Origin of the sequence: Roseococcus pinisoli (assembly GCF_018413645.1) — a bacterium.
GTDB lineage: Bacteria > Pseudomonadota > Alphaproteobacteria > Acetobacterales > Acetobacteraceae > Roseococcus > Roseococcus pinisoli.
The window spans coordinates 521,881-546,217 of sequence record NZ_JAHCDA010000001.1 but is presented as its reverse complement, the minus strand read 5'-3'; the positions used below and the strand labels follow the sequence as shown (position 1 = coordinate 546,217).

Genomic DNA, 24,337 nt, shown 5'->3' with positions numbered 1-24,337 from the left:
ACAACCGTCCGACGCTGCGCGGACCATTCGCCCAACAACACTGGGGTCGGGAATCGTAACAATGGCATGGCAAGCAACCCTTCGCGTCGCCCTCGCGGCCGCGATCGTCAGCGTGGTGGGAGGCGCCGCCCAGGCGGGGCCGACCCTCGACCAGATCAGGCAGCGCGGCACGCTCGCCTGCGGCGTCCATACCGGCAATGCCGGCATGTCGCTGCCCGACAGCCGCGGCGTCTATCAGGGCCTCGAGGTAGATCTCTGCCGCGGCCTCGCGGCCGCCATCTTCAACGACGTCAACAAGGTGCGCTTCATCCCGCTGACGGCCTCCACGCGCTTCACGGCGCTGGGCTCGGGTGAGATCGACGTGCTCATCCGCGGCAGCACGCAGACCATGCTGCGCGACACGACCCTCGGTCTGCGCCACGCCGTCACCTACTTCTATGACGGCCACGGCTTCATGGTGCGCAACACCCTGAATGTGCGCCAGGTGCGCGAGCTGAACGGTGCGACCATCTGCCTGATCCAGGGCACGACCAACGAGCAGGTCACGGCGGACTACTTCCGCAGCATCAACGTGCCCTTCACCCCCGTCGTCTTCGAGCGCACGGACCAGGCGGCCGGCGCGCTGCAGGCCGGCCGCTGCGACGCCTTTGGTACCGATGCCTCGCAGCTCGCGGCGACGCGCTCGACGATGCAGACGCCGGGCGACTGGACCATCCTGCCGGAGCGCTTCAGCAAGGAGCCCTACGGCGCCTATATCCGCCGCGGCGACGACGAGTGGTTCGACCTCGTGCGCTGGTACACCTACGCGCTGATCGAGGCGGAGGAGCTGGGCGTCACCTCGCAGAATGCGGAAGAGATGCGTCGCACGAGCACCAACGCCAATGTCCGTCGCCTGCTGGGTGCCACGCCGGAGCTGGGGCAGTCGATCAAGCTGGATCCGGCCTGGGCCTACAACGCGGTGCGCGCGATCGGCAATTACGGCGAGCTCTACGAGCGCACCATGGGAGAACGCACGCCGGTCGGCCTGGCGCGCGCGCAGAACAACCTCTGGACCAATGGCGGGCTGATGTACGCCCTGCCCATGCGGTAGTCTCCGAGCCGCACGGATACGCGTCAGAAGGGCCTCCGGCAGCGTGCTGCCGGAGGCCTTTTCATGCGGGTGAGGATCAGAAGAGCAGGCCCTTCTTGAGCAGCCCGTGCACGCCCTTCTCGCCGTTCACCGTCTGCGTCACGTGGAAGTCCACGGCGAGCGAGCAGAACTGATAGGCATCCGCCGCGCTGAGATTGCTGCGGCTGGTGATGAAGGCGATCATCTGCCGCAGCGCCTTCTTCATCGCCTCGTCGAGATCCTCGTGCATGCCCATGGTGATGAAATGCGTCCGGCTCTCGGCGCGCGGATAGGCGAGCTGCGTGCCCTTCTCCAGCGTCAGGCGGAAATGGCCCGTCAGGCACATCTCGAGCGCGTTGATGCAGACCTCGCCGTCGCCCTGCACGCCATGCCCGTCGCCGGCCGAGAAGTTGGCGCCCGGCACATGCACCGGCAGGAAGAGCGTCGCGCCCTCGCCGATTTCCTTGTTGTCGAGGTTGCCGCCATGCGCGCGCGGCTCCTTGGTCGAGATGCCGCCCCAGTCGGCCGGCGGCGCCACGCCCATCACGCCGAAGAAGGGCGCCAGCGGCAGGTCGATGCCGGGGCCGATCGGCACGTGGCCGGTCCGATTCTCGTGATCGACGGGCAGGAACAGGCGGCGGCGATAGGGGAAGTCCTCGGGCAGCGTGCCGCCGAGGGGCGTGAAGCCGCAATAGCCCCAGTCGGCGCCCAGATCGATCTTCTCGATATCCACGCGCAGCGTGTCGCCGGGCATGGCGCCCTTCACGGCGACGGGGCCGGTCAGAATGTGCGGGCCGAGGCGAGGCGGCTTGCTGGCGTGATAGGCGGCGAGCTCGGGGCGGGGCTTCAGGCCATGCTTCGCCGCCTCGGCGAGCACTTCAGGCGGGCCGGAGATGCACTGCATCACCACGAGGTCGCCGCTCTCCACCTCCAGGACGGGGGTGAAGCTGGCGTCGAAGGTGCCCCAATGGATGGTCTCGGGGGTCGCTGCGACGTGATGCGTGGTGGCCATGATTGTCTCCCGACAGGCGGGAGGATGAAGCCGGCGGCACGGCCGCCGGTCAATAGCTTCGGGCGCGGCGGCTACAGCCACCCCTTCCGCTTGAAGTACCAGACCGGCACGACCGCGCTCGCGATCATCAGCGCCAGCGCGATCGGATAGCCGAAGGTGGAGTTCAGCTCCGGCATATGCGCGAAGTTCATGCCGTAGATGCTGGCGATCAGCGTGGGCGGCATCAGCGCGACGCTCACCACGGTGAAGGTCTTGATGATGTTCGTCTGCTCGACGTTGATGATGCCGAGCACGGCGTCCAGCAGGAAGGTCGCCTTGTTGTTCAGGAAGTTCGCGTGCTCGACGAGGGAGCGCACGTCGCGCACCAGCGTCTTGATCGCGCCCTGGTTCTCCTTGCGGATGGCCATGGCCTTCTCGGCGCCCACGAAGGTGAGGATGCGGTTGAGGCCGAGCAGCGTCTCCGAGGCGCGCGTCGTCACTTCGCCGACCTGGCCGAGCGTGAGCAGGGCTTCCTTCAGGTCGCGCTCGCCCAGCGTCACCTCGCCCGGCTTGCCGCGGCGGAAGGCGCCCTGGCTCGCCCGGTCCATATCGGCGCCGATGCGCTCGAGGATATCGGCGAGCCGGTCCACGATCTGCTCGAAGAGGTGCAGCATCACCGCGTCGCCGCCCGTCAGCAGCCCGGGCGACTTGGCGCAGCGCGCGGCGAAGACCGGGAAGGCCTTGGGCGTCGCGTAGCGCACCGTCACCAGGGAATTGCCGGTCAGCACGAAGGAGATCGGCGTGGAGCTGAACTCGCCCGTCTCGACGCCGTAGAGGAAGTTGGCGGTGAGGACGAGGGTGTCGCCCTCGCGATAGAGGCGCGAGGAGCTCTCGATCTCCTGCATCTCCTCGCGGGTCGGGATCTCGACGTGCAGAGCGTCCTGCACGGCCGCTTCCTCGTCGCGCGACGGCTGCATGAGATCGACCCAGACGGCCTTGCGCAATGCTTCCGGCTCGCGCACGCCCTCCCGCATCGCGAGATGGCCGTTCTCGACGGTGTAGGTCGTCAGCATGTGCGGCTGTACTCCGCGGAGGGCGGGGGTTTCGGGTTTTGTCGGCGTCAGGCGCCTATCACGCGGACAGGCGTGTTGTCACATCCAGGAAATCGGCGGCCTCGGGATGTCGGCCCGACGGCTTGGTCCCGTCCTCGGGGCGGACGAGCTGGCAGGTCGCGAGGCCGGCCTGCCGGGCGGCGTCCAGCTCCTCGGCGATGTCCGAGAGGAAGAGGATCCTCGCCGGATCGGCGCCCCAGGCCCGGGCGATGTTCGCGTAGCTCGCCGCCTCGCGCTTCATGCCCATGCGGGTGTCGAAGAAGCCCTCGAAGAGGGGCTCCAGGTCGCCCGCCTCGGAATGGCGCACCAGCAGGCGCTGCGCCTCCTCGCTGCCCGAGGAGTAGATCGCGAGGTGAAGGCCGCGTTCCTTCCAGTCGCGCAGGGCGCCGGGCACGTCCGGCCAGAGATGGCCCTTCAGCTCGCCGGCCTTGTAGCCCTCGCGCCAGATCAGGCCCTGCAGCGCCTTCAGCGGGGTGACCTTGGCGTCCGCCGCCATCCAGGCGCGCAGCTGCGCGAGCTTGTCCTCGCCCGGCACCTCGGCCAGCACCGCGGCCACTTCCGCCTCCTCCCCATGCCGCGCCAGGAACCCCTCGAGCGCGGAGGCCGCGTAGGGGAAGAGGCTGCGATGGACGAAGGCGATGGCGGTGGTGGTCCCCTCGATGTCCGTCAGGACATGCGTGATCCCGCCCGCCGCACCCAGGCCAGGCGTGCGATTCGCGTCCCCGGCGATGCCGGCCTGCGAGGACCGCACGCTATCCGACCACGACAGGGAATTTCTCGGCCATGTCGGTGCCGGTGTAGTGCGGCGTCCAGCCCGTGGTGTCGGTGAAGACGCGCAGGGCGGTCACATGCGGGTGCTCGCCGCTGTCGAACCAATGCTTCGTATTGGCCGGGACGGAGATCAGGTCGCCCCGCGTGCAATGCGCGTCATAGACCTTGCCGTCGACATGCATCACGAAGTTGCCCGCGCCTTCATGGAAGAAGCGGACCTCGTCCTCGGTATGGATGTGCTCCGACAGAAACTTCTGGCGGATGGCGTCCTTCTGCGGGCTGTCCGCCGTCAGGCGGATGACGTCCGCCGTGCCGGCCTTGGCTTCCTTGAGGAAGGCGTCGAGCTGCGGGCGATAGGCGGCGAGCACGACCTCGGCCTCCGCACCGGCGGGGAGGTCGGCGGCGGGCCAGCGCTCGAAGCGCACGCCGATCGGCTTCAGCGCCGCGGCGATCTCCGTCGGCTCCTCGGTCCGGAGGAGTTCCTTCTGCGTGGCGGCATCCCAGATGGTCAGGCGGCTCATGGGCGCAGTCTCCGTGTCTCCAGCTCGCAGGCGAGCATGAATTCCAACGCTTCCAGGCGCATGATCGCGCCGGGCATGTCGTCGGCCCAGACATATAGTCCATGGCCGCGGATGAGGTAGCCCGGAGGCGCATCGGGCGCGGCATCCCAGGCTTGCGTCACGCGCGTCTGAAGCCGGCGGATATCCTGGTCATTGTCGAAAATCGGCAGCTGGATCGCCGCCTCATGGGTCGGAAGGCCGGGAAATGCCTTCAATAATTCATATCCGGCGAGGGAAATCGAATTCCCCGCCAGGCGTGACAGGACCGTCGCCGGCACGGAATGCCCATGCAGGGCGGCGCCGGCCTTCGGAAAGCGGCGATAGATCCCGCAGTGGAGGCCCGTCTCGGCGGAAGGGCGCAGGCTGCCGTCTTCCGGCCGCCCGTCGAGGTCCACGGCCATCACCCCGTCCTCGGGGATGAAGCCTTTGTGAAAGCCGGAGCGGGTAATGGCGACGCGGTCACCCGGAAGGCGCACGGAGATGTTCCCCGCCGTGGCCGGGACCCAGCCGAGCGAGTCCATGCGCCGCCCAGCGGCGCGGATCGCTTCGATCGCGGTGTGGGGAATATCAGACATGTAAACGGCCGCCGGGCGCGAACCGGCGGCCCCGAACTCAGGCCGCGGGGCGGCCAGTGGTCGTCGTGGAAGCGGTCGGGTGCGCGGTCGTCGCGGCCGGACCGGGCAGGGTGCCGGCGGGCGGCGCGCTTTCGGCCGTCATGGAGGCGTCACCCTCCTTCTCGTCTTCCTTGATGTTCGCCTTGAAGGATTTGATGCCCTTGGCGACGTCGCCCATGAGGCCGCTGATCTTACCGCTCCCGAAGAGCAGCAGAACGACCGCCAGGACGATCAACCAATGCCAGATGCTGAAGGAACCCATTGTCGCGCCTCGATCCGTGGAGCCTTTGAATGGCGGAAACCCTAAAGCAAGTCATCGGCAAACCCAAGCCGCCTCGCTTTTCGGTCGGTTGCAGAAATGATCCACGCCCTGGAGCCGGATATTCCCGCATCGCGCCCCACCCGGGTGAGGATGGCGCCACGCCCCACATGGGGAGCGACGAGGGGGATCGCAATGCCGCGGCCCGCGATCCCCTGAACTCCTGTCAGCGGCAGACGCGCTGCGTCACGCGGCGGGTCCGCAGGCGGCCATGGCGGTCGCGGTAGCGGACGTTGCGGGTCTCATTCCAGCAGCGCGGGCCGCGGCGGCGCGGGCCCCGGTAATGCTGGGCGAGCACGATGCCGTCTTCCACCGAATCAACCCCTGCCTCGCCGACCGCGGGGAGGGCCTCCACCTCCGAGCCGCCCACGGGGGAGCGGGAAATCCCGGAGGTATCGCCCAGGATGGCGGCCTTGGCGGTCCCCGCGAGGCCGAGGGTGGCGGTGACGGCGCCGGCCAGGCCCATGAACATCAATCGACGGCGATCCATTCGGCTCATCCTTCTGAAAACCATGAGGGCAGACAATCGGGGGAATCGGGCGGGAGGAGGTCCGATCCGTGGCAGCTTCGCCTTGAGTGCAACGCTAGGCAACGAACGTTGCGGAATGATCGGGGTTTCCCTCTTGCCGGGGAGAAGGCGGAGGCAGGCGCAGCCCTGCAACCAGAGCGGCCACTTGGCGTTCAGCGCTCATCCTTCACCGTTACGGAAGCCGCGAATGAACCGATCCCTCCTCATGATCCCCGTGCTTGCGCTGGGCCTCGGCCTTGCGGCCTGCGACAAGCCCGGTCCGGCGCAGCAGGCGGGCCAGCAGCTCGACCGCGCGGGCGAGCGCATCCGCGATGCCGTCGACCCGCCGCGCGGGCCGGTCGAGCGTGCCGGACGCGCGGTGGACCGCGCGCTGGATTGAGGTGATGCAGGGCCACCCCGGCTGTCGGGGTGGTCTTGCCTTCCGGGCAATGAGTTGATAATTATTCTCAACTGAACATTGCGGGTGGTTCACCCGCCCGCGATCCGCATTGCGGCTGCGACAAAAATCCCACGATGCCGAAGGGATGACGGTTTTCTCGACAATCGAGAATGATTCCTAATTGCAGATTGCGGAAAGTAACCGTAATCCGCCCCCCGACCGTTCATTTACCAAGGGGGAAACCTTGCCCTACGCCCGACGCCGCCGGCTCCGCGCCGGCGGACCGCTGCTCTTTTCGGCCGCCGCGCTGCTTTCGCTCCCGGCTCTTGCCCAGGCCCCGGCCGCCGATACCGGTATCGCCCTGCCCGAGGTGAACGTTTCCGCCGGATTGCCGCGGGCCCATGCGCCGGTCCACGGTTTCGTCGCCGAGACCGCCGCGACCGCGACCAAGACCAACACCCCCATCATCGAGACGCCGCAGTCCATCTCGGTCATCACCCGTGACCAGATCGAGGCGCAGGCGTCGCAGAACCTGAACGCCGCCCTGCGCTTCACGCCCGGCGTGGCGGTTGAGACCCGCGGCGTCGTCAGCCGGCTCGACCAGTTCTCGGTGCGCGGCTTCTCCGCCCCGCAGTTCCTGGACGGCATGCGCACTTTCGGCGGCCGCGACGCCAATCCGAGCGTGGATCCCTATCGCCTCGAACGGATCGACGTGCTGCGCGGCCCGGCCTCGGTGATGTTCGGCCAGGCGGGCCCCGGCGGCCTCGTGAACCTGGTCAGCAAGCGTCCGACCGACATCGCCTCTCGCGAGGTCATGCTCCAGGGCGGCACCTTCGGCACCTTCCGGGCCGGCGCCGACTTCAGCGGCGCCCTGAACGAGAGCCGCACGGTCCTCGGCCGCATCATTGGCTCCTATTCGCGCTCGGACACGCAGATCGACGGCCCGCGGGAGGAGCGCTACCTCATCGCGCCCTCGATCACCTTCCGGCCGACCACGGACACGACGATCACCTTCCTGGGCCTGTACCAGCGTGATCCCTGGGGCGGCACCTACGGCGCCGTGCCCGCGACCGGCTCCGTCCTGCCGAACCGCAACGGCCGCATCCCCACCAACTTCTGGGACGGCGACAGCTTCGACCGGCTGGACCGCACGCAGTACCAGATCGGCTACCTGGCCGAGCACCGGCTGAACAACGCCATCACCCTGCGCCAGAACTTCCGCTACTCCCGGTCTGAGGGCACCTACTCCACTCTCTACGGCAACTCGCCGGCCAATCTGATGCCGGATCAGCGGACGCTGACGCGTTCCATCGGCCGTACCCGCGCGACCTTCGACTCGGTCACGCTGGACAACCAGATCGAGGGTCGCTTCACCACCGGCCCGGTGCGGCACACGCTGCTCGGCGGTGTCGACTTCTACAATGTCGACAGCGACACCTACGCCAGCCCCTTCGTCACTGCCGGCGTACCCACGCAGGATATCTTCCGCCCGGTCTTCAACCGCTCGATGCCGGCGATCGACTACTCGACGCGCACGCGCCAGAACCAGAATGCGGTGGGCCTCTACGCGCAGGATCAGATCCGCGTCGGACCCTTCGCCATCCAGCTGGGCGGGCGCTACGACTGGTACAATTCGGACAGCCGCGTGGCGACGCTCGCCACGGGCCGCGAGACCCGCAACCAGCTCGAGACCGGGGCCTTCACCGGCCGCGCGGGCATCGTCTACCTGACCGAATTCGGCCTCGCGCCCTACTACTCCTACACGGAGAGCTTCGAGCCCCAGAGCGGCACCTTCTCGCCCGCGCGCGGGGGCGGGCCCTTCGATCCCACGACGGGTCAGCAGCATGAGCTTGGCGTGCGCTACCAGCCGCCCGGCACGAATGCGATGATCAGCGCGGCGCTCTTCGACATCCGGCGCCAGAACGTGACGACGACCGATCCGAATGACAGCCGCTATTCGGTGCAGACCGGCGAGGTCCGCACCCGCGGCCTGGAGCTGGAAGCCCGGGCGAGCCTGGCCCTCGGCCTCGATGTCATCGCGTCCTACACCTACATGGACGCCGAGGTCACCAACAGCAACAGCAACGTCTCGGTCAACCGCGGGATCATCGGCAACCCGACCTCCACGCGGGCCGAGCGTGGCCGGACGCCGGTCGCGGTGCCGCGCCACATGGGCTCCGTCTGGGGCAACTACACCTTCCAGGAAGGATCGCCGGTGGCGGGCCTCGGGATCGGCGCGGGCGTCCGCTACATCGGCGCGACCTGGGGCGACACGGCGAACACGCTGCGCGTGCCCGACTACACGCTGGTGGACCTCATGGCGCGCTACGACCTGGGCCGCCTGAGCCCGAACCTCCAGGGTGCGACGCTGCAGGTGAACATCAACAACCTGCTGGACAAGGAATACGTGTCCTCGTGCAACAGCTACGCTTGGTGCTGGTACGGCTTCCGCCGCTCGGTCATCGCGACGCTGCGGCACCGGTTCTGAGCCCGGCGACCCTGGCCGTGATCGGCTCTGCCTGATCACGGCGCTCTCCCCGAGCGATCGGGAACCCGGCCATGGGCATGCCCTGCCCATGGCCCCCGGCGGGCCTCAGCTTTCGGGGCGGATGCCCAGCCGCTGCACCACCGGCCCCCAATGGGCGACCTCCTCCCTGATCAGCGTGGCCAATGCCTCGGGCGGCGTGCCCAGCGGCTCGAAGCCTGCGGCCTCCAGCGTGCGGCCCGTCTCCGGATTGGCGAGGGCGCGGCCCGCTTCCCCGGCGATCCGCGCCACGCGCTCCGCCGGCGTGCCGGGAGGGGCGAAAAGGCCGATCCAGGCATAGACGCCGCCAGCCGGCTCCCCCTGTTCGACCAGCGTCGGGACGTCCGGCAGCTGCGGCATGCGCGCGGCGCCGGAGACGCCGATCGCCCGCGCCTGTCCCTCCCGCACCTGGGCCAGCACGGAGCCGGCGGCGGCCGCCATCAGCTCGATCCGGCCGGCGACGATTTCCGTCACGCTCTGCGGCACGGAGCGATAGGGGACATGCGTCATCTCCAGCCCGTGGCGGGAGGCCATCTCTGCCACCAGCAGGTGCCCGGTGCTGCCGGCGCCGACCGAGCCGTAGTTCAGCTTCCCCGGATTGGCGCGGGCATAGGCGATCAGCTCTGCCACATTGTGGACGGGCACACCCGGATTGACCGCCAGCACGAAAGGCATGCGCGCCAGCAGCGAGACCGGGACGAGGTCCGTGACCGGGTCGTAGCCCAGCTGCGGATTGAGGATCTTCGCGATGGAGCCGGGGCCGCCGATGGTCACGCCGAGCGTGTGGCCGTCCGTCGCCTTGGCGGTGGCGTCCGCCCCGATGGTGCCGCCGCCGCCGGCGCGGTTGTCGATGACGAAGGGCTGGCCGAAGACGCGGCCGAAGTGGTTGCCCACGGCCCGCGCGGCGATGTCGGGCGTGGAGCCGCCGGGAAAGCTCACGATCACGCGCACCGGGCGGTCGGGCCAGGCGTGCTGCGCCGAGACGGGCGCGGCCGCGAGGGCGGGGAGCGCGAGCATGGCCCGGCGCGTGGCTTTCATGGGGATCCTCCGGATTTCGTCGGCGGATAGTAGGCCCTATCGGCCGGCCAGATCGAGGCGGGGCGTGATGAAGCCATGGGCGGCGAAGACGGTGTTCCCGTAGTCGCCGATGCGGGGGTACCAGACGCGCACCGCCGTCCAGTCGTTGCGGGCCGAGACGTCGAGCACCGGTTGGTCGCGCGCTACGCGGCCGCGGCCGGAGCCGCTCGCCCAATTGGCGTGGTCCACGCGGATCTCGCGGCTGGAGACGACGCGGCTCACGACGGCGACATGGCCCGAGGGCAGGCGCGAGGTGCGGGCCAGGACGATCACGTTGCCCGGGGCAGGGCGGGCGCCGCGGAGGTAGCGGCCCTCGGCGGCGGCCCACCATTGCCAGGCGTCGCCGCGCAGGCTGATGCCCGAGCGCGAGCGGGCATAGGGCACGCAGGACAGGTCGACATCGGGCGCGGGATCCGGAACCCCCGCGATGGTGGGCGCGCGCCGGCGCGGACTGCCGCAGCCCGCGAGCGTCGACAGCACGCCCAGAAGGAGCACGTCCCGTCGCGACGGGAAGCACACGATGGCCACTGGTGAGAAACCCCCAAGCGCTTCCCCCGAAGCGCGGCCGCCAGACTACAACCGGCGGCGCGGACAAATCCAGATGATCCACGGCTGGGCTATCGCCCGGCCGTGACCGCTAGGGTCCGAAATCTAGGCTGAGCGGCCCCATCCCAGGCCCCACCCATTGCTCGGCGAAGTTCACCTGACCGGTCTCGGGGCTCGCCCAGAAGCGGTTCGTCACCGGCGAAAGCCCGGGGATGCGGCAGCGCTCGACCACCAGGATCAGCCCTTCCTCCGTGAGGTCGCCGCGTAGGCGGCAGTCGAAGGCCAGGCCGAAGCGCATGGTCTCGGGCGCGCGGGAAGCCCCGGCGATGTCCACGAGCCGGCGAGCCTCCGCGCTCCGCTCCAGCAGGGGGCGGGCGTCGTCGAGCGGGTCGGTCCCATCGATTCGGGTGGCCATCACGATCTGCGGCAGGCCGGCGGTGGCGACGACGCGCGGCCCGTCCGTCGCGATCACCACGCCGCCCGGCGCGCGCCACAGGCGGCGGTCGCCCTGCTGTTGGAGGAGCGTGGCGCTGGCCGACCTTCGCCCGAGCGCGAGGCGCAGCTGCGGGCGGTCGCTGTCCTCCCCGCTTTCTGCCTCGGCGATGGCGAGGCGGTCGGTTTCCTGCCCCGTGCCGAGGCCGAGCAGCCGCCCGGTCTCCGAGAGCGGCGAATCATGGCCGCAGCCGGCCAGCAGAAGCAGCAGGATCAGGGGCGCGCGCATGGCCGAAAGGTTAGGGAGCGAAATGGCATGTAACGAGAGGAGTCTTGCCCCGCGCGGCCAAAACGCTCACAGACGGCGGCCATGTCCTCGCTCGCCCAAGCCCGACGCATCGTCGTCAAGATCGGTTCCGCTTTGCTCGTCGAGAAGGCCGAGCCGCGTGTGGCCTGGCTGGATTCCGTGGCGGCGGACATCGCGGCGCTGCGGGCGCGGGGCGTGGAGGTCGTGGTCGTCTCCTCCGGCGCCGTGGCGCTGGCCCGCGGCACGCTCGGCCTGACGCGCAAGGTGCTGCGCCTCGAGGAAAAGCAGGCGGCCGCCGCCGTCGGACAGATCCGCCTGGCCGGCGCCTGGGAGCAGGCGCTCTCCGCCCATGGGCTGCGGTCCGCGCAACTGCTGCTCACGCTGGAGGACAGCGAGGACCGCCGCCGCTATCTCAATGCCCGCGCCACGCTGGCGACGCTGGCCGAACTGGGCTGCGTGCCGGTGATCAACGAGAACGACACCGTGGCCACGGCGGAGATCCGCTTCGGCGACAATGACCGCCTGGCCGCCCGCGTGGCCGAGATGATCTCGGCCGACGCGCTGGTCCTGCTCTCCGACATCGACGGCCTCTACACGGCCGATCCCCGCAAGGACCCCACGGCGGCGCACCTGCCGGTGGTCGATCGGCTGACGGACGAGATCATGGCCATGGGGGGCGATCCCCCGCCCGGCTATTCCTCCGGCGGCATGCGCACCAAGCTCATCGCGGCCCGCATCGCGACCGATGCGGGCTGCGCCATGGCGATCGCGCTCGGCCATGCGCCGCATCCGCTCGCGCGGCTGGAGGCCGGCGAGCGTTGCACCTGGTTCCTGGCCTCGCCGGAGGGGCGCAAGGCGCGCAAGCGCTGGATCGGCGGCTCGCTGCAGCCGCATGGCGTGCTCACGGTCGATGCCGGCGCCGCGCGGGCGCTGCTGCGCGGCGGCTCGCTGCTGCCGGCGGGCGTGCGCGGCGTGGCGGGCGATTTCTCGCGCGGCGACGCGATCAGCGTGCGGGACGAGGCGGGGCGCGAGCTGGCGCGCGGCCTTTCCGCCTACGACGCCGCGGATGCCGAGCGCATCGCCGGCCATCGCAGTGCCGAAATCGAGGCGCTTCTGGGCTGGCGCGGGCGCGACGAGCTCATCCATCGAGACGATCTCGTCCTCGCGTCCGATCAGTGAACACCGAAAGGTAGGATATGTTCGACGCATTCCTGATGGGCCTCATCGAGGGCCTCACCGAGTTCCTGCCTGTCTCCTCCACCGGCCATCTCATCCTCCTCGGCAAGCTCCTCGGTTTCGAGGGGCCGCCCGGCAAGGTCTTCGAGATCTCCATCCAGCTCGGCGCCATCCTCGCCGTGGTCGTGGTCTTCTGGCCGAAGCTGGTCGACGTGCTGAAGCACATGTGGCGGCCGCGCACGCCGCAGCGCTACTTCGCCGTGAACATCATCCTCGCCTTCCTGCCGGCGATGGTGATCGGCGCCACGCTCCACGGCACCATCACGGCGCTGCTGTTCAACCCCTACGTGGTCTGCACCGCGCTCATCCTGGGCGGCATCGCCATCATCGCCATCGAGCGCAAGATGCCGAGCCCGACCATCCATTCGGTGCCGGAGATCGGCCCGCTGGCCGCGCTGCTGATCGGCTTCGGCCAGGCGCTGGCCATGATCCCGGGCACCTCGCGCTCGGGCGCCACCATCATCACCGCGCTGCTCTGCGGCGTGGACCGGAAGACGGCGGCGGAGTTCAGCTTCGTGCTCGCCATCCCGACCATGCTGGCGGCCACGGCCTATTCCCTGCTGAAGGCCCGCAACGAGCTGTCGATGGACGGGCTGTCGCTGATCGCGGTGGGCTTCGTGACGGCCTTCGTCGTGGCGCTGGTCACGGTGAAGGCGGTGCTGGCGGTCATCGGGCGGATCGGCTTCACGCCCTTCGGCTGGTACCGCATCGGCCTCGGCGTCGTGATGCTGGCCGTGCTGCTGGCGATGGGCTGAGCGGGGCAACCCCAGCCCCCTTGCGAACGTTCTATGGGCGCCCTTCCCGGGCGGAAGGCGCGCCGCCCCGGCGCGCCGGAAGTCGGCCCATGACCTGCCCCTTGCCCGGTGCGAACCGGGCGAGCGGCAGGCCTTTCGCAAGGAGATACCCCATGCGCAGAACCACCTGGCTCACCGCGGCCCTGGGCGTGACCATGATCGCCACACCCGTCCTTGCCCAGACGCAGCATCACCCTCGCAACGACACGATGCGCGAGATGCAGCGCGAGCGTCAGGACCCCAACATGTCCGCCGTGCCGCGCCAGGATCGTGACAGCACGATCGCTGACGACGTCGATGCGCGGGGCATTCATGACTGGCTGAGGCAGGCCAAGGCCGCGATCGGCCGCGGCCAGATCGGCCAGGCAAATGAATTCCTGGAGCGGGCGGAGACGCGGATGCTGAGCCGCAGCACGGCGCCGGAGCGCGCGGGCCAGCCCATGGCCTCTCCGCGCCTGACCGCCATCTCCAGCGCGCGCGAGGCGCTTCGGAACCGTGACCGCCGCGAGGCGATGCGGCAGATCGACACGGCGCTCGGCGGCGCCTGACGCCTGACATGGATCGGGCCGGGCGGGGTGATCCCCGTCCGGCCCGTTCGTTAAGCCCGCCGGCCGGAGCCGGCGGCGTTATTTAGGCGCTCAGTCGCGCTGGACGCACATGGCGACGCCCATGCCGCCACCGATGCAGAGCGTGGCCAGGCCCTTCTTCGCGTCGCGGCGCTGCATCTCGTAGAGCAGCGTGGTCAGCACGCGCGCGCCGCTCGCGCCGACCGGATGGCCGAGGGCGATGGCGCCGCCATTCACGTTCACCTTGGACGTATCCCAGCCGAGATCCTTGTTCACGGCGCAGGCCTGCGCCGCGAAGGCCTCGTTGGCCTCGATCAGGTCGAGGTCGCCGACGGTCCAGCCCGCCTTCTCCAGCGCCTTGCGGCTCGCGGGGATGGGGCCGGTTCCCATGATCGACGGGTCCACGCCCGCCGTCGCCCAGGAGACGATGCGCGCCAGCGGCTTGATGCCGCGCTTCTTCGCCTCTTCGGCCGACATCACCACCAGCGCGGCCGCGCCGTCATTGATGCCCGAGGCATTGCCGGCCGTGACCGTGCCGTCCTTCGCGAAGGCGGGGCGCAGCTTGGCCAGCACCGCGGCGGTCGTCTCCGGGCGCGGATATTCGTCGGCCTCCACGACCGTGTCGCCCTTGCGGCCCTTCACGGTGACGGGGGCGATCTCGTCCTTGAAGCGGCCGGCCGCCTGGGCCTCGCCGGCCTTGCGCTGCGAGTTGGCGGCGAATTCGTCCTGCTCGAGGCGGGTCAGCTGGTACTTCTGCGCCACGTTCTCGGCCGTGTTGCCCATGTGATAGCCGTGGAACGCGTCCCACAGCCCGTCCTTGAGCATCGTGTCGACGAATTCGAGGCCGCCCATCTTCTGGCCGTTGCGCAGGTTCGCCGCATGCGGCGCCTGGCTCATGCTCTCCTGCCCGCCGGCGACGACGATCTTCGCATCGCCCGACGCGATCTGCTGGGCGGCGAGGGCCACAGCGCGCAGGCCCGAGCCGCAGAGCTGGTTGATGCCGAAGGCGGTCGCCTCGACGGGGATGCCGGCGTTCACGGCGGCCTGGCGGGCCGGGTTCTGGCCCGCGCCGGCGGCGAGGATCTGGCCGAGGATCACCTCGTCCACGTCGGCGGCATCCACGCCCGCGCGGCTCAGCGCCGCCTGGATGGCGATCTTCCCGAGCTCATGCGCGGGGAGGGAGGAAAGGGCGCCGTTGAAGCTGCCGACCGGCGTGCGGGCGGCGGAGGCGATGACGATATCGGTCATGAGATCACTCCCAGGTTTGAGGGCCAGTTTGCCTCCGGGGCCCGGAAGCGTCCAGTTCGGGGAACGGGCTGCCCTGTGCCCTTCGTCGGCGCGACAGATGCGACATCTGCGACGCATGCGACAGTATGGGAGTCCAGGAAATATTTCTTCCTGAATATAGTTTCCGTGCAAATAGGGAGGCGCGGAAAATGGCTTCGATGGTCATTCACGACAGGCGTCTGACGGGTTCGACGCCTGCCTATTACAACTACGTCATGCAGGTGAACGCCAGGACGGACATCCGGCATATCGTCGAGGTGACCGCGCGGCGGGCACGGCAGTCGCACCGGCTCAACCGGCTGCACATCCTGTGCCATGGCTTCGAGAGCAACTGGGATCTCGGTGGGCAGCTGTGCATGCCGGCCGCCCATGGAGGCTTCGGCCTGCAGCTGGGGCGGGAGGGGCTGAACCTCTTCAACTATGGCCTGGTCTCGGCCTGGAAGGGGCTGGTGGATGAGATCGTGGTCTTCGCCTGTGCGCCTGCGGACACCTATCGCGGCAATGCCGGCACCTGGGGGGATGGCAAGCGCTTCTGCGGCTACCTGGCCCTGACGTCGGCTGCCCGGGTGATCGCGGCGCGGGACACGCAGTACTACGTCCACGGCGATGGCCCCCTCGACTTCGAGGATTGGGAGGGGCCGGTCTACGAATTCTCGGAGGCCAGCCCGGAAGGCGCCCTGATCCGCGATCCGTCGCGCTACCGCGTGCAGCGGGACCGGGCCTCGGCGGCCTGAGACATGGGCGGGGGCCGGGGCAGGAAGAATTATTTCCCTCGACCGCTCCCGGCGTCTCGCCTTTGCCGGATGCCAAAGGCAGGCTGCCAAAATCGTGACACCCACCTCCGACCGCCGCCTGATCTGGGGCACCGCCCTGACCCAGTTCATCGGCTGGGGGACGCTGTTCATCCCCTTCAGCCTGGTGCTGCAGCCCATGGAGGCGGATCTCGGCTGGAGCCGGTGGGAGCTCACCGGTGCGCTCACCGTCGGCCTGCTCACCTCGGGCATCCTCGGTATTCCGGTGGGCCGCTGGGTGGACCGGCGCGGCGGGCGCGCGCCCCTGACCTATGGCGCCCTGCTGGGCGCGGCGGCGCTGGCGGCCTGGGCCGCCGTGGACAGCCTCTGGGTGTTCTACCTCATCTGGATCGTGATGGGCTGCGCGCATGCGACGGCGCTCTGGATCCCGGCCATGGCCGTCGTGGTGGCGCTGGCGCGGCAGCCGACCAAGGCCATCGCGGGCATCACCTTCATCACGGGCTTCACGGGCACGGTCTTCATCCCGGTGGTCGCGGCGCTGGTCGAAGGGCTGGGCTGGCGCGGGGCGCTGCTGGCTCTGGCCGCGCTGCAGCTGCTGCCCGCGGTCATCGCCTGGGCGCAGTTCCGCGGCGTGCCGCCGCCCACGCCGCCGACGGCCATCGCGAAGGGCGACGCGCTGCGCCTGGCGATGCGGCGCCCGGCCTTCTGGGGCCTCGCGCTCTGCTTCGCCGCACATGTCTTCATCGGCGTCGGCCTGGGCAGCCACCTGGTGCCCCTGCTGCGCGAGCACGGCCTGCCGGAGACGAGCGTGCTGCTGATCGTCGCGCTGCATGGGCCCACGCAGGTCGCGGCGCGGGCCATGCTCTACTTCGCGGGCAACCGGGCCTCGATGCGGCTGGTGGGGATGTTCTCGGCGCCGCTGCTGGTCGTGGCGCTGCTCTGGCTGGCGGTGGCGCCGCCCACCTTCGTCTGGCTGCTACCCTTCGTGGCCTGCTGGGCGGTGGCGGACGGGCTGATGACCATCGTGCGCGCGGCCGGCACCGCCGAGATCCTGGGCCGCGACGGCTACGGTGCGATCACCGGCGCGTTGACGCTGATCGGCGTTCTGCCGCGCACCGCGGCGCCCTTCGTCCTCGCCCTCGCCTGGGAGGCGGCCGGCGGCTACGGCCCGGTGCCCTGGCTGCTGGCGGCGGTGGCGGCGCTCGGCGCCGCGGCCTTCGTGCTGGCGGCGCGCGACAGGGGCCCGGCGCCGGCCTGACAGGGAGCCGCCCCCGTGGCGGCAGCCTCCTTCGTGAGACGTGACGACATGCGGTGGACGATCCTTCTCGCGGCGCTGCTCCTGGCCTTGCCGGCGGCCGCGCAACACCGCCCGGCCACCGTGACGCTGGAGGGCCGCCTCCAGGCCGGCGCCGAGGAACGGGCGGCGCGCTTCGAGTTCCAGTGCTCCGCCAACGGCCCGAACGCCACCGGCGTGCTGAGCGTCGAGCTCCATGTTCCACACTTCGCCGAGCTCGAGCGGGTCTTCGACTTCGACCCGTTCGAGGGGCCGGATGCCAGGGCGGGGGCGCGCAGCCGGCTCGAGGTCGGCCAGGTCTCCGCGCAGTTCGAGGTCGCGGGCTGGATCGGCGTGACGGAGGACAGGCCCTTCGCCTTCGGCCTGGGGGTTCCGCGGCGGCGCGACGCGAGGCGGCTCGGCGAGCTGTCACGCGTGCTGCGCCCGCTCACCGCCGGTCCCGCGACCCTGACCTGGACGCAGCGGCCGGCCGGGCAGGGCACGACGCCGCTGGTCGCGCGGCTCGAGGTGGGCGCCGCCGACGCCGCGCGGCTGCGAACGCTGCTGGCGCCCTGCCTGGTCCCCTGACCGAGAAAGCAGTCGTCGCCGCAAGCATTTGAACTTATATGAATATCACTGAATTGCTTGGAGGAGCGCCGGATGGAATTCGTGCTACTGGCCGTCGTCATCGTCGCCGTCATCGCCATTTTCCAGGGCGTGCGGACGGTGCCCCAGGGCCATATCTGGACCGTGGAGCGCTTCGGCCGCTTCACGCGGACGCTGGAGCCGGGGCTGAACCTGATCATCCCGGTCATCGACCGCGTCGGCCGTCGCATCAGCATCCAGGAGATCGTGCTCGATATCCCCGAGCAGGCGGTCATCACCAAGGACAACGCGGCCGTGCTGGTGGACGGCATCGTCTATTACCGCGTGATGGACGTGGTGAAGGCGGCCTATCAGGTGGCCAATCTCGGCGCGGCGCTCGAGGCGCTGGCCATGACCAACCTGCGCAGCGTCATCGGCTCCATGACCTTCGACGAGACTCTGAGCAAGCGCGAGGAGATCTCGCACCAGCTGATGGCCGTGCTGGACGCGGCGACGGATCCCTGGGGCGTGAAGGTCACGCGCGTGGAACTGCGCAAGGTCGAGCCGCCGCAGAACCTCATCGAGGCCATGAACATGCAGATGACCGCCGAGCGCCGCCGCCGCGCCGTGGTCATGGAGGCCGACGGCAAGCGCGAGGCGCAGGTGCTCGAGGCGCGCGGCCGCATGGAGGCGGCCGAGATGGACGCCCAGGCACGTGAGCGCCTCGCCCGGGCGGAGGCCCTGGCCGTCGAGGTCGTGGCCAAGGCCGCCGAAGGTGCGGGCGGCGCCGCGCTCGGCTACTTCGTCGCCGACAAGTACATGGCCGCGCTGAAGGGCCTCGCCTCCAGTCCGAACACCAAGACCATGATCGTGCCCATCGAGGCGGCGGGCATGGCGGGCGCGATCGGCCAGGTGATGGCGACCCTCTCGGTCGTGGGCGCGCCCGGCGCCGCGCCGCCGGCCGTGCCCGGATCGGTGCCGACCGTCGGGCCCTTCGGCCCTCGATGAACGGGCTGAGCTGGGTCGTCCTGGCCCTCATCGCCCTGGCGCTGCTGGGGCTCGAGATGCTGGTGCCCTTCACCGTCTTCCTCTGGATGGGGGTGGGGGCGGCGCTGGCGGCGGTGGCCTCCTATCTCGGCTACGGCTGGGGCGCGCAGGTGCTGATGTTCCTGGTCGGCGCCTCGGGCAGCCTCGCGACCTGGTACCTGCATCGCGGGCGTCGGCGCGAGCGCGGCGACGTCTCCCGGCCGGACCGCGTGCTGCAGGGCCTGCGCGGCACCGCCGTGGGCGACATCGCGCCGGTTGGCCGGGTAAGGGTGGCCGATGGCAGCTGGGCGGCCCGCAGCCGCGCCGCCACCGCCATCCGGGACGGCGAGGCGATCATTGTCATCGGTCATGACGGGGCCACCTTGATCGTGGACCGGCCGGAGCCGGCCCGCACCGAAGGAGCATCGTGATGGATATCAAGCGGGCGGGCTCGCAGCCCTCCGGCAAGGGGCCGGCGGACTGGTTCACCGGCACCGTCCGGCTCGATCCGCTGTTCAGCCCGCCCGAGCCCGCCAGGGTCGCGGGCACGCTGGTGACCTTCGAGCCGGGCGCGCGCACGGCCTGGCACACCCATCCGCTGGGCCAGACGATCGTCATCACGGCGGGCTACGGCTGGGCGCAGCGCGAGGGCGGGCCGGTGGAGGAGATCCGGCCGGGCGACGTCGTCTGGTTTCCGCCCGGCGAGAAGCATTGGCACGGCGCCACGGCGACCACGGCCATGAGCCACATCGCCATCCAGGAGAAGCTCGACGGCAGGAACGTCGACTGGATGGAGCACGTCACGGACGCGCAGTACCTGGCACGCTGAAACGGCGGCGCTGCGGGAGGATCCGCGGCGCCGCCGGTCATTCCGGCGTCAGGCCGCCTCGACCTCCGCCGGCAGCGCGGGATAGTCGTTGTAGCCGCGCTCATCGGCGCCATAGATCGTCTCGGCGACGAGGGCGTTCAGCGGTGCCTCCCGGCGGAAGCGCTCCACGAGGTCCGGATTGGCCATGTAGAGCCGCCCGAAGGAGGCCGCATCCGCCTCGCCCCGCTCGATCGCGGCCTCGGCCGTCTCGCGCGTCAGTCCTTCGTTGATGATGTAGGCGCCACGGAACTTCTTCCGCACGATCGGGCCGATCGCCTCGTCGCCGCGATCCAGGGCCTCGCGCCCGAAGATGAAGGCGATCTTCCGCGCGTCGAGCTGCTCGGCCACGTAGCCGAAGAGCGCGCGGGGGTCGCTGTCCTTCATCGAATGCGAGCTGGACATCAGGTTCAGGTGCACGCCCACCCGGTCCGCCGGCCAGACCTCGAGGATCGCGTCGACGGCCTCCAGCAGGAAGCGCGCACGGTTCTCGATGGAGCCGCCGTAGCGGTCGGTGCGCTTGTTCGAGCCGTCATGCAGGAACTGGTCGAAGAGGTAGCCATTGGCGCCATGCAGCTCCACGCCGTCGAAGCCGGCGCGCTTGGCGTTCTCGGCGCCCTTGCGGACATCGGCGAGGATGCCGGGGATCTCGCCGGTCTCCAGCGCGCGCGGCACCGGGAAGGGGCGCTTGGGCCGCAGCACGCTGACATCGCCCTCGGCCGCGATGGCGCTGGGCGCAACGGGCGGTTGCCCGTCCAGCAGGCTCGGATCCGAGATGCGGCCGACATGCCAGAGCTGCGAGACGATGCGCCCGCCCGCGGCATGCACGGCGGCGGTCACTTCGGTCCAGCCCTGCACCTGCTTCTCGGACCAGATGCCCGGGGTGTTGGGATAGCCGACGCCCTGGGGGCTGACGGAGGTGGCTTCAGTGAGGATCAGCCCGGCGCCGGCGCGCTGGGCGTAGTGCGCGGCCTGCAGGGGGCCGGCGCTGCGCTCGTCGAAGGCGCGCATGCGGGTCAGCGGCGCCATGACGATGCGGTTCGGCAGGTCGAGCGCGCCGATCCGGACGGGATCGAGAAGTGTCGGCATCGGAAGGTCTCCGGGGCGCCGCGTAAGGCGGGGCCAGGGGGTGGGCAGGGGGTGGGATGGGCGTAGGCAAGGAGGATCAGGCGGGGGAACCAGGCGGGCCCTGGGGCTGGCGCGCATGCTTGCGGCCCCAGACCATGAAGGCCTCCAGGACGGGCTCGAAGTCCCGGCCGGCGGCGGTCAGCAGGTATTCGTGGCGCAGCGGCTTCTCGGAATAGGGGCGCCGCTCCAGCAGCCCCTCCTCGACGAGGCGGTTGAGGCGGCGGGTCAGCGTGTTGGAGCCGATGCCGCTGCTCTTCTGGAACTCGTCGAAGCGCGTCATCCCGCGATAGGCGTCGCGCAGGATGAGGATGCTCCACCACTCGCCCACGATCTCGAGGCTGCGGGCGATGGGGCAGGGCATGGCGCTGAAGCACTTGCGGTGCATCAGGGCGCCCGAAAAGGAAAAGTGGCTTCCATGGTGGAAGCAGATAGGAAGCGCGATCCCGGCGACAAGAGCCCTTCCTGACTTGGGAAGGATCAGGCGGGCCGCCGGGCCCGCCTGATGCCGCCCGGCGTCAGGCCGCGGGGTCGACCCCGCTCGCCAGATAGGCGGCCTTCGCGATCTCGCCATGCAGCCCGGCGAGGAAGGCCTCCGCCGCCGCGCGCTGCGTCGACGACGTCATCACCGCGGCCGAGAAGGACGAGACCTGCTGCAGCTCCTCCGGATATCGGCCGACCACCTCGATGCCGTCGACGACCAGCAGCTCGCTCACCTGCTGCACGGCGAGATCCGCCTCGCCCGTCACCAGCTTCTCGGCCGTGAAGCCGGCGGGGATCACGGTCGCGCAGCGGCGTACCTCGTCGGCGATGCCGAGGCGCTCGATGATCGATTCGAAGTGGATGCCGCTGGCGCCGGCGCGCGAATAGGCGACGGAGCGCGCGCCCAGCAGGGCGGCGCGGAACTCCTCCACGGTGCCGACGGGCGGATGCGCCGCGCCGCGTGGCACGGCCACGCCGAGGCGGGAATGCGCCACCTCCACCCGCGTCGCCGGATCGACCTTGCCCTGCGCGACGAGCTTGTCCATCGCGTCCCGGATCAGGACGAGCACGTCGGCCTGCTCGCCCTCCGCGACCTGGGACATGATCAGCGTCGTCGGCACCCAGGCGACGTCGATCCTGTTGCCGGTCCGCGTCTCGTAATCGGCGATGATGCCGCCCTCGAAGGCGCCGCGCACGGCCAGGCCGGACAGGATCCGAAGCGTCGCGCCGGATGCGGGTGTGGTCATGGTGTCGTTCCTCCGAGGGGATGGTGCGGCGTGATCCGCCTATCTGCCGACCATCACGCGCGCCGCGCCGCCGTCAAGCGGCTAGGCGCCGAAAGATGCCGGCCTGCTTCCGGGCGCGCGGCATCGGCGGCATAAGGGAAGGGACGCCCGCGCGTCCCATCGAAACGTCCTTCCAAGCAAGGTTTTCCCATGCCCCGCATCGTGCTCCTTCACGCGACGCCCGTCGCCATGCAGCCGATCCAGACCGCCTTCGCCGAGCGCTGGCCCGAGGCGGAGATCGTCAACCTGCTGGATGACGGCCTGTCGATCGACCGCGCGCGGGAGAGCGAGCTGACCGAGGCGATGATCGAGCGTTTCGTCGCCTTCGGAACCTACGGCTACCGCATGGGGGCGGACGGCATCCTGGTCACCTGCTCGGCCTTCGGACCCGCCATCGACCGCCTGATCGAGGCGCTGCCCATCCCCGTGCTGAAGCCGAACGAGGCCATGTTCCAGGCGGCGATCGCCCAGGGCGGGCGCGTCGGCATGCTGGCGACCTTCGGGCCCTCCGTCGGCACGATGACGGAGGAGTTCGACGACTTCGTCGCGCGCAGCGGCCGGCCGGCGAGCCTGAACACCGTGCTGGTGGCCGACGCGATCGACCTGCTGAAGGGGGGAGACGCGGAATCCCACAACCGCCTCGTCGCCGCGCGCGCGCCGGAGCTCGGGGATCACGACGCCATCATGCTCGCGCATTTCTCGACCTCCCGCGCGGCGGAGGCCGTTCGCGCCGTCGTCGGCGTGCCGGTGCTGACGGCGCCGCATGCGGCCGTGGACCGCATGCGGGAGATGATCGGCGCGCGCGCCGGCGCCTGACCCGTCGTCAGGCGAGGGCCGCGCCGCGGGCGATCAGAGGCGCGGCGCCACGCCGTCGACGCCCGTCGCGAATTCCAGCTGCGCGAGGGCGGTGAGATAGGCCGAGCGCGCGTTGTTGGCCGCCACGCGCGTCTCGTTCAGGGTGCGCAGCGCATCCAGCACGTCGAGCAGATTGCGTCCGCCCGCGAGATAGGCCTGCTCGGAGCTGCGATAGGCCTGCTCGGCCCGGGTCAGCGCGCCGCCGGTGTAGAGGCGCAGCAGCGCCCGCGCCTGCTCGTAGGCGGACCAGGCGGTGGCGAAGTCGGCACGTGCCTGCAGCAGCGCGTTGCGCGCCTGCGCCTCGCTCGCCGACTGCTCGCCCTGCGCCACGCCGATATTGCCGCGCGTGATCCGGCTGGTGAACAGCGGCACCGAGAGGTTCATCGTGAACTGGTGGTTCGCGATCAGCGGCTGCGTGGCCTCGGGCAGGTCCTGCGAGAGGCGCGTGCGCGTCCAGCCGCCATTGACCGTCACGTCGCGCCAGCGCTGGGATTCCGCCAGCGTGGTATTGGCCCCGGCGGCCGAGGCCTGGCGCGAGGCGACCACGACGTCCGGCCGGCTCTGCACGGCATCGCCCAGGGTCCCGCGCGAGACGCCGATATCGGGCATCGTGTCGAAGCGCCCGCGCACGTCGATGGCCATCGCCGGCAGCGGCACACGCGTCGCATCGCGGGAGGGCGCCGCGGCGGGGACCGGCGCGGCGGCATCCAGCGCGAGGCCTACGGCGACCTGCGCGACGGCGGCGACATAGGCCTGGGCCGCGGAGGTCACCTCGGCCTCGAAGGGCAGGCGGCTGGCCTGGAAGCGCAGCAGGTCGCCCTCGGGCAGGGCGCCGTCACGCACCTGACGCCGCAGCAGGTTTTCGGTGCGGTCGAGGCTGCCGCGATTGGCGATCGCCACCTCGAGGTTGGCGCGGGCGGCGAGCGCGGCGATGAAGTTCTGGCGCAGGTTGAAGATCTGGTTGCGCAGCGCGTCCAGGACCTGCGCCTCGGCGACGGCAATGTTCTCGGTGGCGTAACGCGTGCGCAGCTCACGCTTGCCGCCGAGCTCGATGACGGCGGTGAGGCCGACATTCACGTTGTTGTTCGGGCCGTGGAAGCGCGACCCGCGCAGGCCCGCATACCGCGTCTCGTTGAACTCGCCGATCATATTGCCGACGCTGAGTTCCATCGGCGGGATGGAGGAGGCGACGAGACGCTGGGCGCGGGCGACGTCGATGCCGCGCTGGGCGGCGATGACGGTGAGGTTGCGCTCGATCAGCAGGCGCTCGGCCTCGCCGAGGGTCAGCACACGCGCCTGTCCAGGGAGCGGCAGGGGCTGCATGCCCGCCGAGGCAATGCGCGGCGTGGTCTGCGCCTGCGAGATGCCGGGCAGGGCACCGACCCCGAGAAGCGACGCCGCGACGAGGACGCGAAGCGACATCAGCGCTTCCTGGC

General features: G+C 70.2%; 28 protein-coding genes. 13 read left to right on the top strand and 15 right to left on the bottom strand.

Annotated elements, in window-relative coordinates:
* Positions 1-61: 61 nt before the first annotated feature.
* Positions 62-1,090 carry an amino acid ABC transporter substrate-binding protein gene (locus KHU32_RS02590; protein WP_213668472.1) on the top strand — a complete coding sequence of 343 codons (1,029 nt, stop codon included), beginning with the start codon at positions 62-64 and terminating at the stop codon, positions 1,088-1,090.
* A 76-nt stretch (positions 1,091-1,166) separates the two neighbouring features.
* Here KHU32_RS02590 and KHU32_RS02585 read toward each other — a convergent pair whose 3' ends face one another.
* The 7 genes from KHU32_RS02585 to KHU32_RS02555 all read right to left on the bottom strand — a co-directional run bounded on the left by KHU32_RS02585 (position 1,167) and on the right by KHU32_RS02555 (position 5,965).
* Complete coding sequence (locus KHU32_RS02585) at positions 1,167-2,120, bottom strand: acetamidase/formamidase family protein (protein ID WP_213668471.1); 954 nt, start codon at positions 2,118-2,120, stop codon at positions 1,167-1,169.
* Positions 2,121-2,191: 71 nt separating this feature from the next.
* Positions 2,192-3,172, bottom strand: a complete 981-nt coding sequence (locus KHU32_RS02580) for a magnesium transporter CorA family protein (protein ID WP_213668470.1) — start codon at positions 3,170-3,172, stop codon at positions 2,192-2,194.
* 58 nt (positions 3,173-3,230) lie between these two features.
* On the bottom strand, positions 3,231-3,893 hold the full coding sequence (gene mtnC, locus KHU32_RS02575) for an acireductone synthase (protein WP_213669638.1): 663 nt from the start codon (positions 3,891-3,893) through the stop codon (positions 3,231-3,233).
* 70 nt (positions 3,894-3,963) lie between these two features.
* Positions 3,964-4,503: a 1,2-dihydroxy-3-keto-5-methylthiopentene dioxygenase gene (locus KHU32_RS02570; protein WP_213668469.1), complete on the bottom strand. Its 540-nt coding sequence runs from the start codon at positions 4,501-4,503 to the stop codon at positions 3,964-3,966.
* A complete protein-coding gene (locus KHU32_RS02565; protein WP_213668468.1) occupies positions 4,500-5,117 on the bottom strand; it encodes a methylthioribulose 1-phosphate dehydratase in 618 nt (205 codons plus the stop codon). The genes KHU32_RS02570 and KHU32_RS02565 overlap by 4 nt, the downstream gene beginning before the upstream one ends.
* A gap of 37 nt (positions 5,118-5,154) precedes the next feature.
* A complete protein-coding gene (locus tag KHU32_RS02560) occupies positions 5,155-5,418 on the bottom strand; it encodes a twin-arginine translocase TatA/TatE family subunit (protein WP_213668467.1) in 264 nt (87 codons plus the stop codon).
* Between the two features lie 223 nt (positions 5,419-5,641).
* The gene (locus KHU32_RS02555; protein ID WP_213668466.1) at positions 5,642-5,965 is read right to left on the bottom strand and encodes a hypothetical protein; all 324 of its coding nucleotides are present in this window, start codon (positions 5,963-5,965) and stop codon (positions 5,642-5,644) included.
* A gap of 226 nt (positions 5,966-6,191) precedes the next feature.
* On the opposite strand from KHU32_RS02555, the gene KHU32_RS02550 reads away from it, so the two are divergent.
* Positions 6,192-6,383, top strand: coding sequence for a hypothetical protein (locus KHU32_RS02550; RefSeq protein ID WP_213668465.1), 192 nt, complete (start codon positions 6,192-6,194; stop codon positions 6,381-6,383).
* Positions 6,384-6,627: 244 nt separating this feature from the next.
* On the top strand, positions 6,628-8,871 hold the full coding sequence (locus KHU32_RS02545) for a TonB-dependent siderophore receptor (protein ID WP_249680506.1): 2,244 nt from the start codon (positions 6,628-6,630) through the stop codon (positions 8,869-8,871).
* A 105-nt stretch (positions 8,872-8,976) separates the two neighbouring features.
* Here the strand turns inward: KHU32_RS02545 and KHU32_RS02540 are convergent, their stop codons facing one another.
* From KHU32_RS02540 to KHU32_RS02530, 3 genes are all read right to left on the bottom strand, one after another.
* Entirely contained in the window at positions 8,977-9,945 is a 969-nt protein-coding gene (locus KHU32_RS02540) for a Bug family tripartite tricarboxylate transporter substrate binding protein (RefSeq protein ID WP_213668464.1), read from the bottom strand.
* 36 nt (positions 9,946-9,981) lie between these two features.
* Positions 9,982-10,479 carry a CHAP domain-containing protein gene (locus KHU32_RS02535; protein ID WP_347265497.1) on the bottom strand — a complete coding sequence of 166 codons (498 nt, stop codon included), beginning with the start codon at positions 10,477-10,479 and terminating at the stop codon, positions 9,982-9,984.
* A 142-nt stretch (positions 10,480-10,621) separates the two neighbouring features.
* Positions 10,622-11,251, bottom strand: a complete 630-nt coding sequence (locus tag KHU32_RS02530; RefSeq protein WP_213668462.1) for a YjbF family lipoprotein — start codon at positions 11,249-11,251, stop codon at positions 10,622-10,624.
* A gap of 81 nt (positions 11,252-11,332) precedes the next feature.
* Here KHU32_RS02530 and proB point away from each other — a divergent pair, with 81 nt between their 5' ends.
* The 3 genes from proB to KHU32_RS02515 all read left to right on the top strand — a co-directional run bounded on the left by proB (position 11,333) and on the right by KHU32_RS02515 (position 13,847).
* Positions 11,333-12,448, top strand: coding sequence for a glutamate 5-kinase (gene proB / locus KHU32_RS02525; protein WP_213668461.1), 1,116 nt, complete (start codon positions 11,333-11,335; stop codon positions 12,446-12,448).
* Positions 12,449-12,465: 17 nt separating this feature from the next.
* Positions 12,466-13,260 (top strand): undecaprenyl-diphosphate phosphatase, encoded by a 795-nt coding sequence (locus KHU32_RS02520; RefSeq protein ID WP_213668460.1) that lies wholly within the window; start codon positions 12,466-12,468, stop codon positions 13,258-13,260.
* 152 nt (positions 13,261-13,412) lie between these two features.
* Positions 13,413-13,847: a hypothetical protein gene (locus tag KHU32_RS02515; protein WP_213668459.1), complete on the top strand. Its 435-nt coding sequence runs from the start codon at positions 13,413-13,415 to the stop codon at positions 13,845-13,847.
* 90 nt (positions 13,848-13,937) lie between these two features.
* Here the strand turns inward: KHU32_RS02515 and KHU32_RS02510 are convergent, their stop codons facing one another.
* The gene (locus KHU32_RS02510) at positions 13,938-15,113 is read right to left on the bottom strand and encodes an acetyl-CoA C-acetyltransferase (protein ID WP_213668458.1); all 1,176 of its coding nucleotides are present in this window, start codon (positions 15,111-15,113) and stop codon (positions 13,938-13,940) included.
* Positions 15,114-15,310: 197 nt separating this feature from the next.
* On the opposite strand from KHU32_RS02510, the gene KHU32_RS02505 reads away from it, so the two are divergent.
* From KHU32_RS02505 to KHU32_RS02480, 6 genes are all read left to right on the top strand, one after another.
* Entirely contained in the window at positions 15,311-15,886 is a 576-nt protein-coding gene (locus tag KHU32_RS02505) for a hypothetical protein (protein WP_213668457.1), read from the top strand.
* Between the two features lie 94 nt (positions 15,887-15,980).
* The gene (locus tag KHU32_RS02500; RefSeq protein WP_213668456.1) at positions 15,981-17,162 is read left to right on the top strand and encodes an MFS transporter; all 1,182 of its coding nucleotides are present in this window, start codon (positions 15,981-15,983) and stop codon (positions 17,160-17,162) included.
* Positions 17,163-17,210: 48 nt separating this feature from the next.
* Positions 17,211-17,765: a hypothetical protein gene (locus tag KHU32_RS02495; RefSeq protein WP_213668455.1), complete on the top strand. Its 555-nt coding sequence runs from the start codon at positions 17,211-17,213 to the stop codon at positions 17,763-17,765.
* A 72-nt stretch (positions 17,766-17,837) separates the two neighbouring features.
* Entirely contained in the window at positions 17,838-18,770 is a 933-nt protein-coding gene (locus KHU32_RS02490) for an SPFH domain-containing protein (RefSeq protein ID WP_213668454.1), read from the top strand.
* On the top strand, positions 18,767-19,219 hold the full coding sequence (locus tag KHU32_RS02485; protein ID WP_213668453.1) for an NfeD family protein: 453 nt from the start codon (positions 18,767-18,769) through the stop codon (positions 19,217-19,219). The genes KHU32_RS02490 and KHU32_RS02485 overlap by 4 nt, the downstream gene beginning before the upstream one ends.
* Positions 19,219-19,617 (top strand): (R)-mandelonitrile lyase, encoded by a 399-nt coding sequence (locus KHU32_RS02480; RefSeq protein WP_213668452.1) that lies wholly within the window; start codon positions 19,219-19,221, stop codon positions 19,615-19,617. The genes KHU32_RS02485 and KHU32_RS02480 overlap by 1 nt, the downstream gene beginning before the upstream one ends.
* Before the next feature lie 48 nt (positions 19,618-19,665).
* Here the strand turns inward: KHU32_RS02480 and KHU32_RS02475 are convergent, their stop codons facing one another.
* The 3 genes from KHU32_RS02475 to KHU32_RS02465 all read right to left on the bottom strand — a co-directional run bounded on the left by KHU32_RS02475 (position 19,666) and on the right by KHU32_RS02465 (position 22,007).
* Positions 19,666-20,742 carry an alkene reductase gene (locus KHU32_RS02475; RefSeq protein WP_213668451.1) on the bottom strand — a complete coding sequence of 359 codons (1,077 nt, stop codon included), beginning with the start codon at positions 20,740-20,742 and terminating at the stop codon, positions 19,666-19,668.
* A gap of 76 nt (positions 20,743-20,818) precedes the next feature.
* Positions 20,819-21,166 (bottom strand): winged helix-turn-helix transcriptional regulator, encoded by a 348-nt coding sequence (locus KHU32_RS02470; protein WP_213668450.1) that lies wholly within the window; start codon positions 21,164-21,166, stop codon positions 20,819-20,821.
* A gap of 130 nt (positions 21,167-21,296) precedes the next feature.
* Complete coding sequence (locus KHU32_RS02465; protein WP_249680505.1) at positions 21,297-22,007, bottom strand: substrate-binding domain-containing protein; 711 nt, start codon at positions 22,005-22,007, stop codon at positions 21,297-21,299.
* 189 nt (positions 22,008-22,196) lie between these two features.
* Between KHU32_RS02465 and KHU32_RS02460 the strand changes: the two genes are divergently transcribed.
* Positions 22,197-22,862: an aspartate/glutamate racemase family protein gene (locus KHU32_RS02460; protein ID WP_213668449.1), complete on the top strand. Its 666-nt coding sequence runs from the start codon at positions 22,197-22,199 to the stop codon at positions 22,860-22,862.
* A 33-nt stretch (positions 22,863-22,895) separates the two neighbouring features.
* Here KHU32_RS02460 and KHU32_RS02455 read toward each other — a convergent pair whose 3' ends face one another.
* A complete protein-coding gene (locus KHU32_RS02455; RefSeq protein ID WP_213668448.1) occupies positions 22,896-24,323 on the bottom strand; it encodes a TolC family protein in 1,428 nt (475 codons plus the stop codon).
* Between the last annotated feature and the right edge of the window lie 14 nt (positions 24,324-24,337).

Coding starts and splice junctions, on each gene's coding strand:
- KHU32_RS02590 (WP_213668472.1), top strand. CDS start 62: ATGGCATGGCAAGCAACCCTTCGCGTCGCCCTCGCGGCCGCGATCGTC.
- KHU32_RS02585 (WP_213668471.1), bottom strand. CDS start 2,120: ATGGCCACCACGCATCACGTCGCAGCGACCCCCGAGACCATCCATTGG.
- KHU32_RS02580 (WP_213668470.1), bottom strand. CDS start 3,172: ATGCTGACGACCTACACCGTCGAGAACGGCCATCTCGCGATGCGGGAG.
- KHU32_RS02570 (WP_213668469.1), bottom strand. CDS start 4,503: ATGAGCCGCCTGACCATCTGGGATGCCGCCACGCAGAAGGAACTCCTC.
- KHU32_RS02565 (WP_213668468.1), bottom strand. CDS start 5,117: ATGTCTGATATTCCCCACACCGCGATCGAAGCGATCCGCGCCGCTGGG.
- KHU32_RS02560 (WP_213668467.1), bottom strand. CDS start 5,418: ATGGGTTCCTTCAGCATCTGGCATTGGTTGATCGTCCTGGCGGTCGTT.
- KHU32_RS02555 (WP_213668466.1), bottom strand. CDS start 5,965: ATGGATCGCCGTCGATTGATGTTCATGGGCCTGGCCGGCGCCGTCACC.
- KHU32_RS02550 (WP_213668465.1), top strand. CDS start 6,192: ATGAACCGATCCCTCCTCATGATCCCCGTGCTTGCGCTGGGCCTCGGC.
- KHU32_RS02540 (WP_213668464.1), bottom strand. CDS start 9,945: ATGAAAGCCACGCGCCGGGCCATGCTCGCGCTCCCCGCCCTCGCGGCC.
- KHU32_RS02530 (WP_213668462.1), bottom strand. CDS start 11,251: ATGCGCGCGCCCCTGATCCTGCTGCTTCTGCTGGCCGGCTGCGGCCAT.
- proB (WP_213668461.1), top strand. CDS start 11,333: ATGTCCTCGCTCGCCCAAGCCCGACGCATCGTCGTCAAGATCGGTTCC.
- KHU32_RS02520 (WP_213668460.1), top strand. CDS start 12,466: ATGTTCGACGCATTCCTGATGGGCCTCATCGAGGGCCTCACCGAGTTC.
- KHU32_RS02515 (WP_213668459.1), top strand. CDS start 13,413: ATGCGCAGAACCACCTGGCTCACCGCGGCCCTGGGCGTGACCATGATC.
- KHU32_RS02510 (WP_213668458.1), bottom strand. CDS start 15,113: ATGACCGATATCGTCATCGCCTCCGCCGCCCGCACGCCGGTCGGCAGC.
- KHU32_RS02505 (WP_213668457.1), top strand. CDS start 15,311: ATGGTCATTCACGACAGGCGTCTGACGGGTTCGACGCCTGCCTATTAC.
- KHU32_RS02495 (WP_213668455.1), top strand. CDS start 17,211: ATGCGGTGGACGATCCTTCTCGCGGCGCTGCTCCTGGCCTTGCCGGCG.
- KHU32_RS02490 (WP_213668454.1), top strand. CDS start 17,838: ATGGAATTCGTGCTACTGGCCGTCGTCATCGTCGCCGTCATCGCCATT.
- KHU32_RS02485 (WP_213668453.1), top strand. CDS start 18,767: ATGAACGGGCTGAGCTGGGTCGTCCTGGCCCTCATCGCCCTGGCGCTG.
- KHU32_RS02480 (WP_213668452.1), top strand. CDS start 19,219: ATGGATATCAAGCGGGCGGGCTCGCAGCCCTCCGGCAAGGGGCCGGCG.
- KHU32_RS02475 (WP_213668451.1), bottom strand. CDS start 20,742: ATGCCGACACTTCTCGATCCCGTCCGGATCGGCGCGCTCGACCTGCCG.
- KHU32_RS02470 (WP_213668450.1), bottom strand. CDS start 21,166: ATGCACCGCAAGTGCTTCAGCGCCATGCCCTGCCCCATCGCCCGCAGC.
- KHU32_RS02465 (WP_249680505.1), bottom strand. CDS start 22,007: ATGACCACACCCGCATCCGGCGCGACGCTTCGGATCCTGTCCGGCCTG.
- KHU32_RS02460 (WP_213668449.1), top strand. CDS start 22,197: ATGCCCCGCATCGTGCTCCTTCACGCGACGCCCGTCGCCATGCAGCCG.
- KHU32_RS02455 (WP_213668448.1), bottom strand. CDS start 24,323: ATGTCGCTTCGCGTCCTCGTCGCGGCGTCGCTTCTCGGGGTCGGTGCC.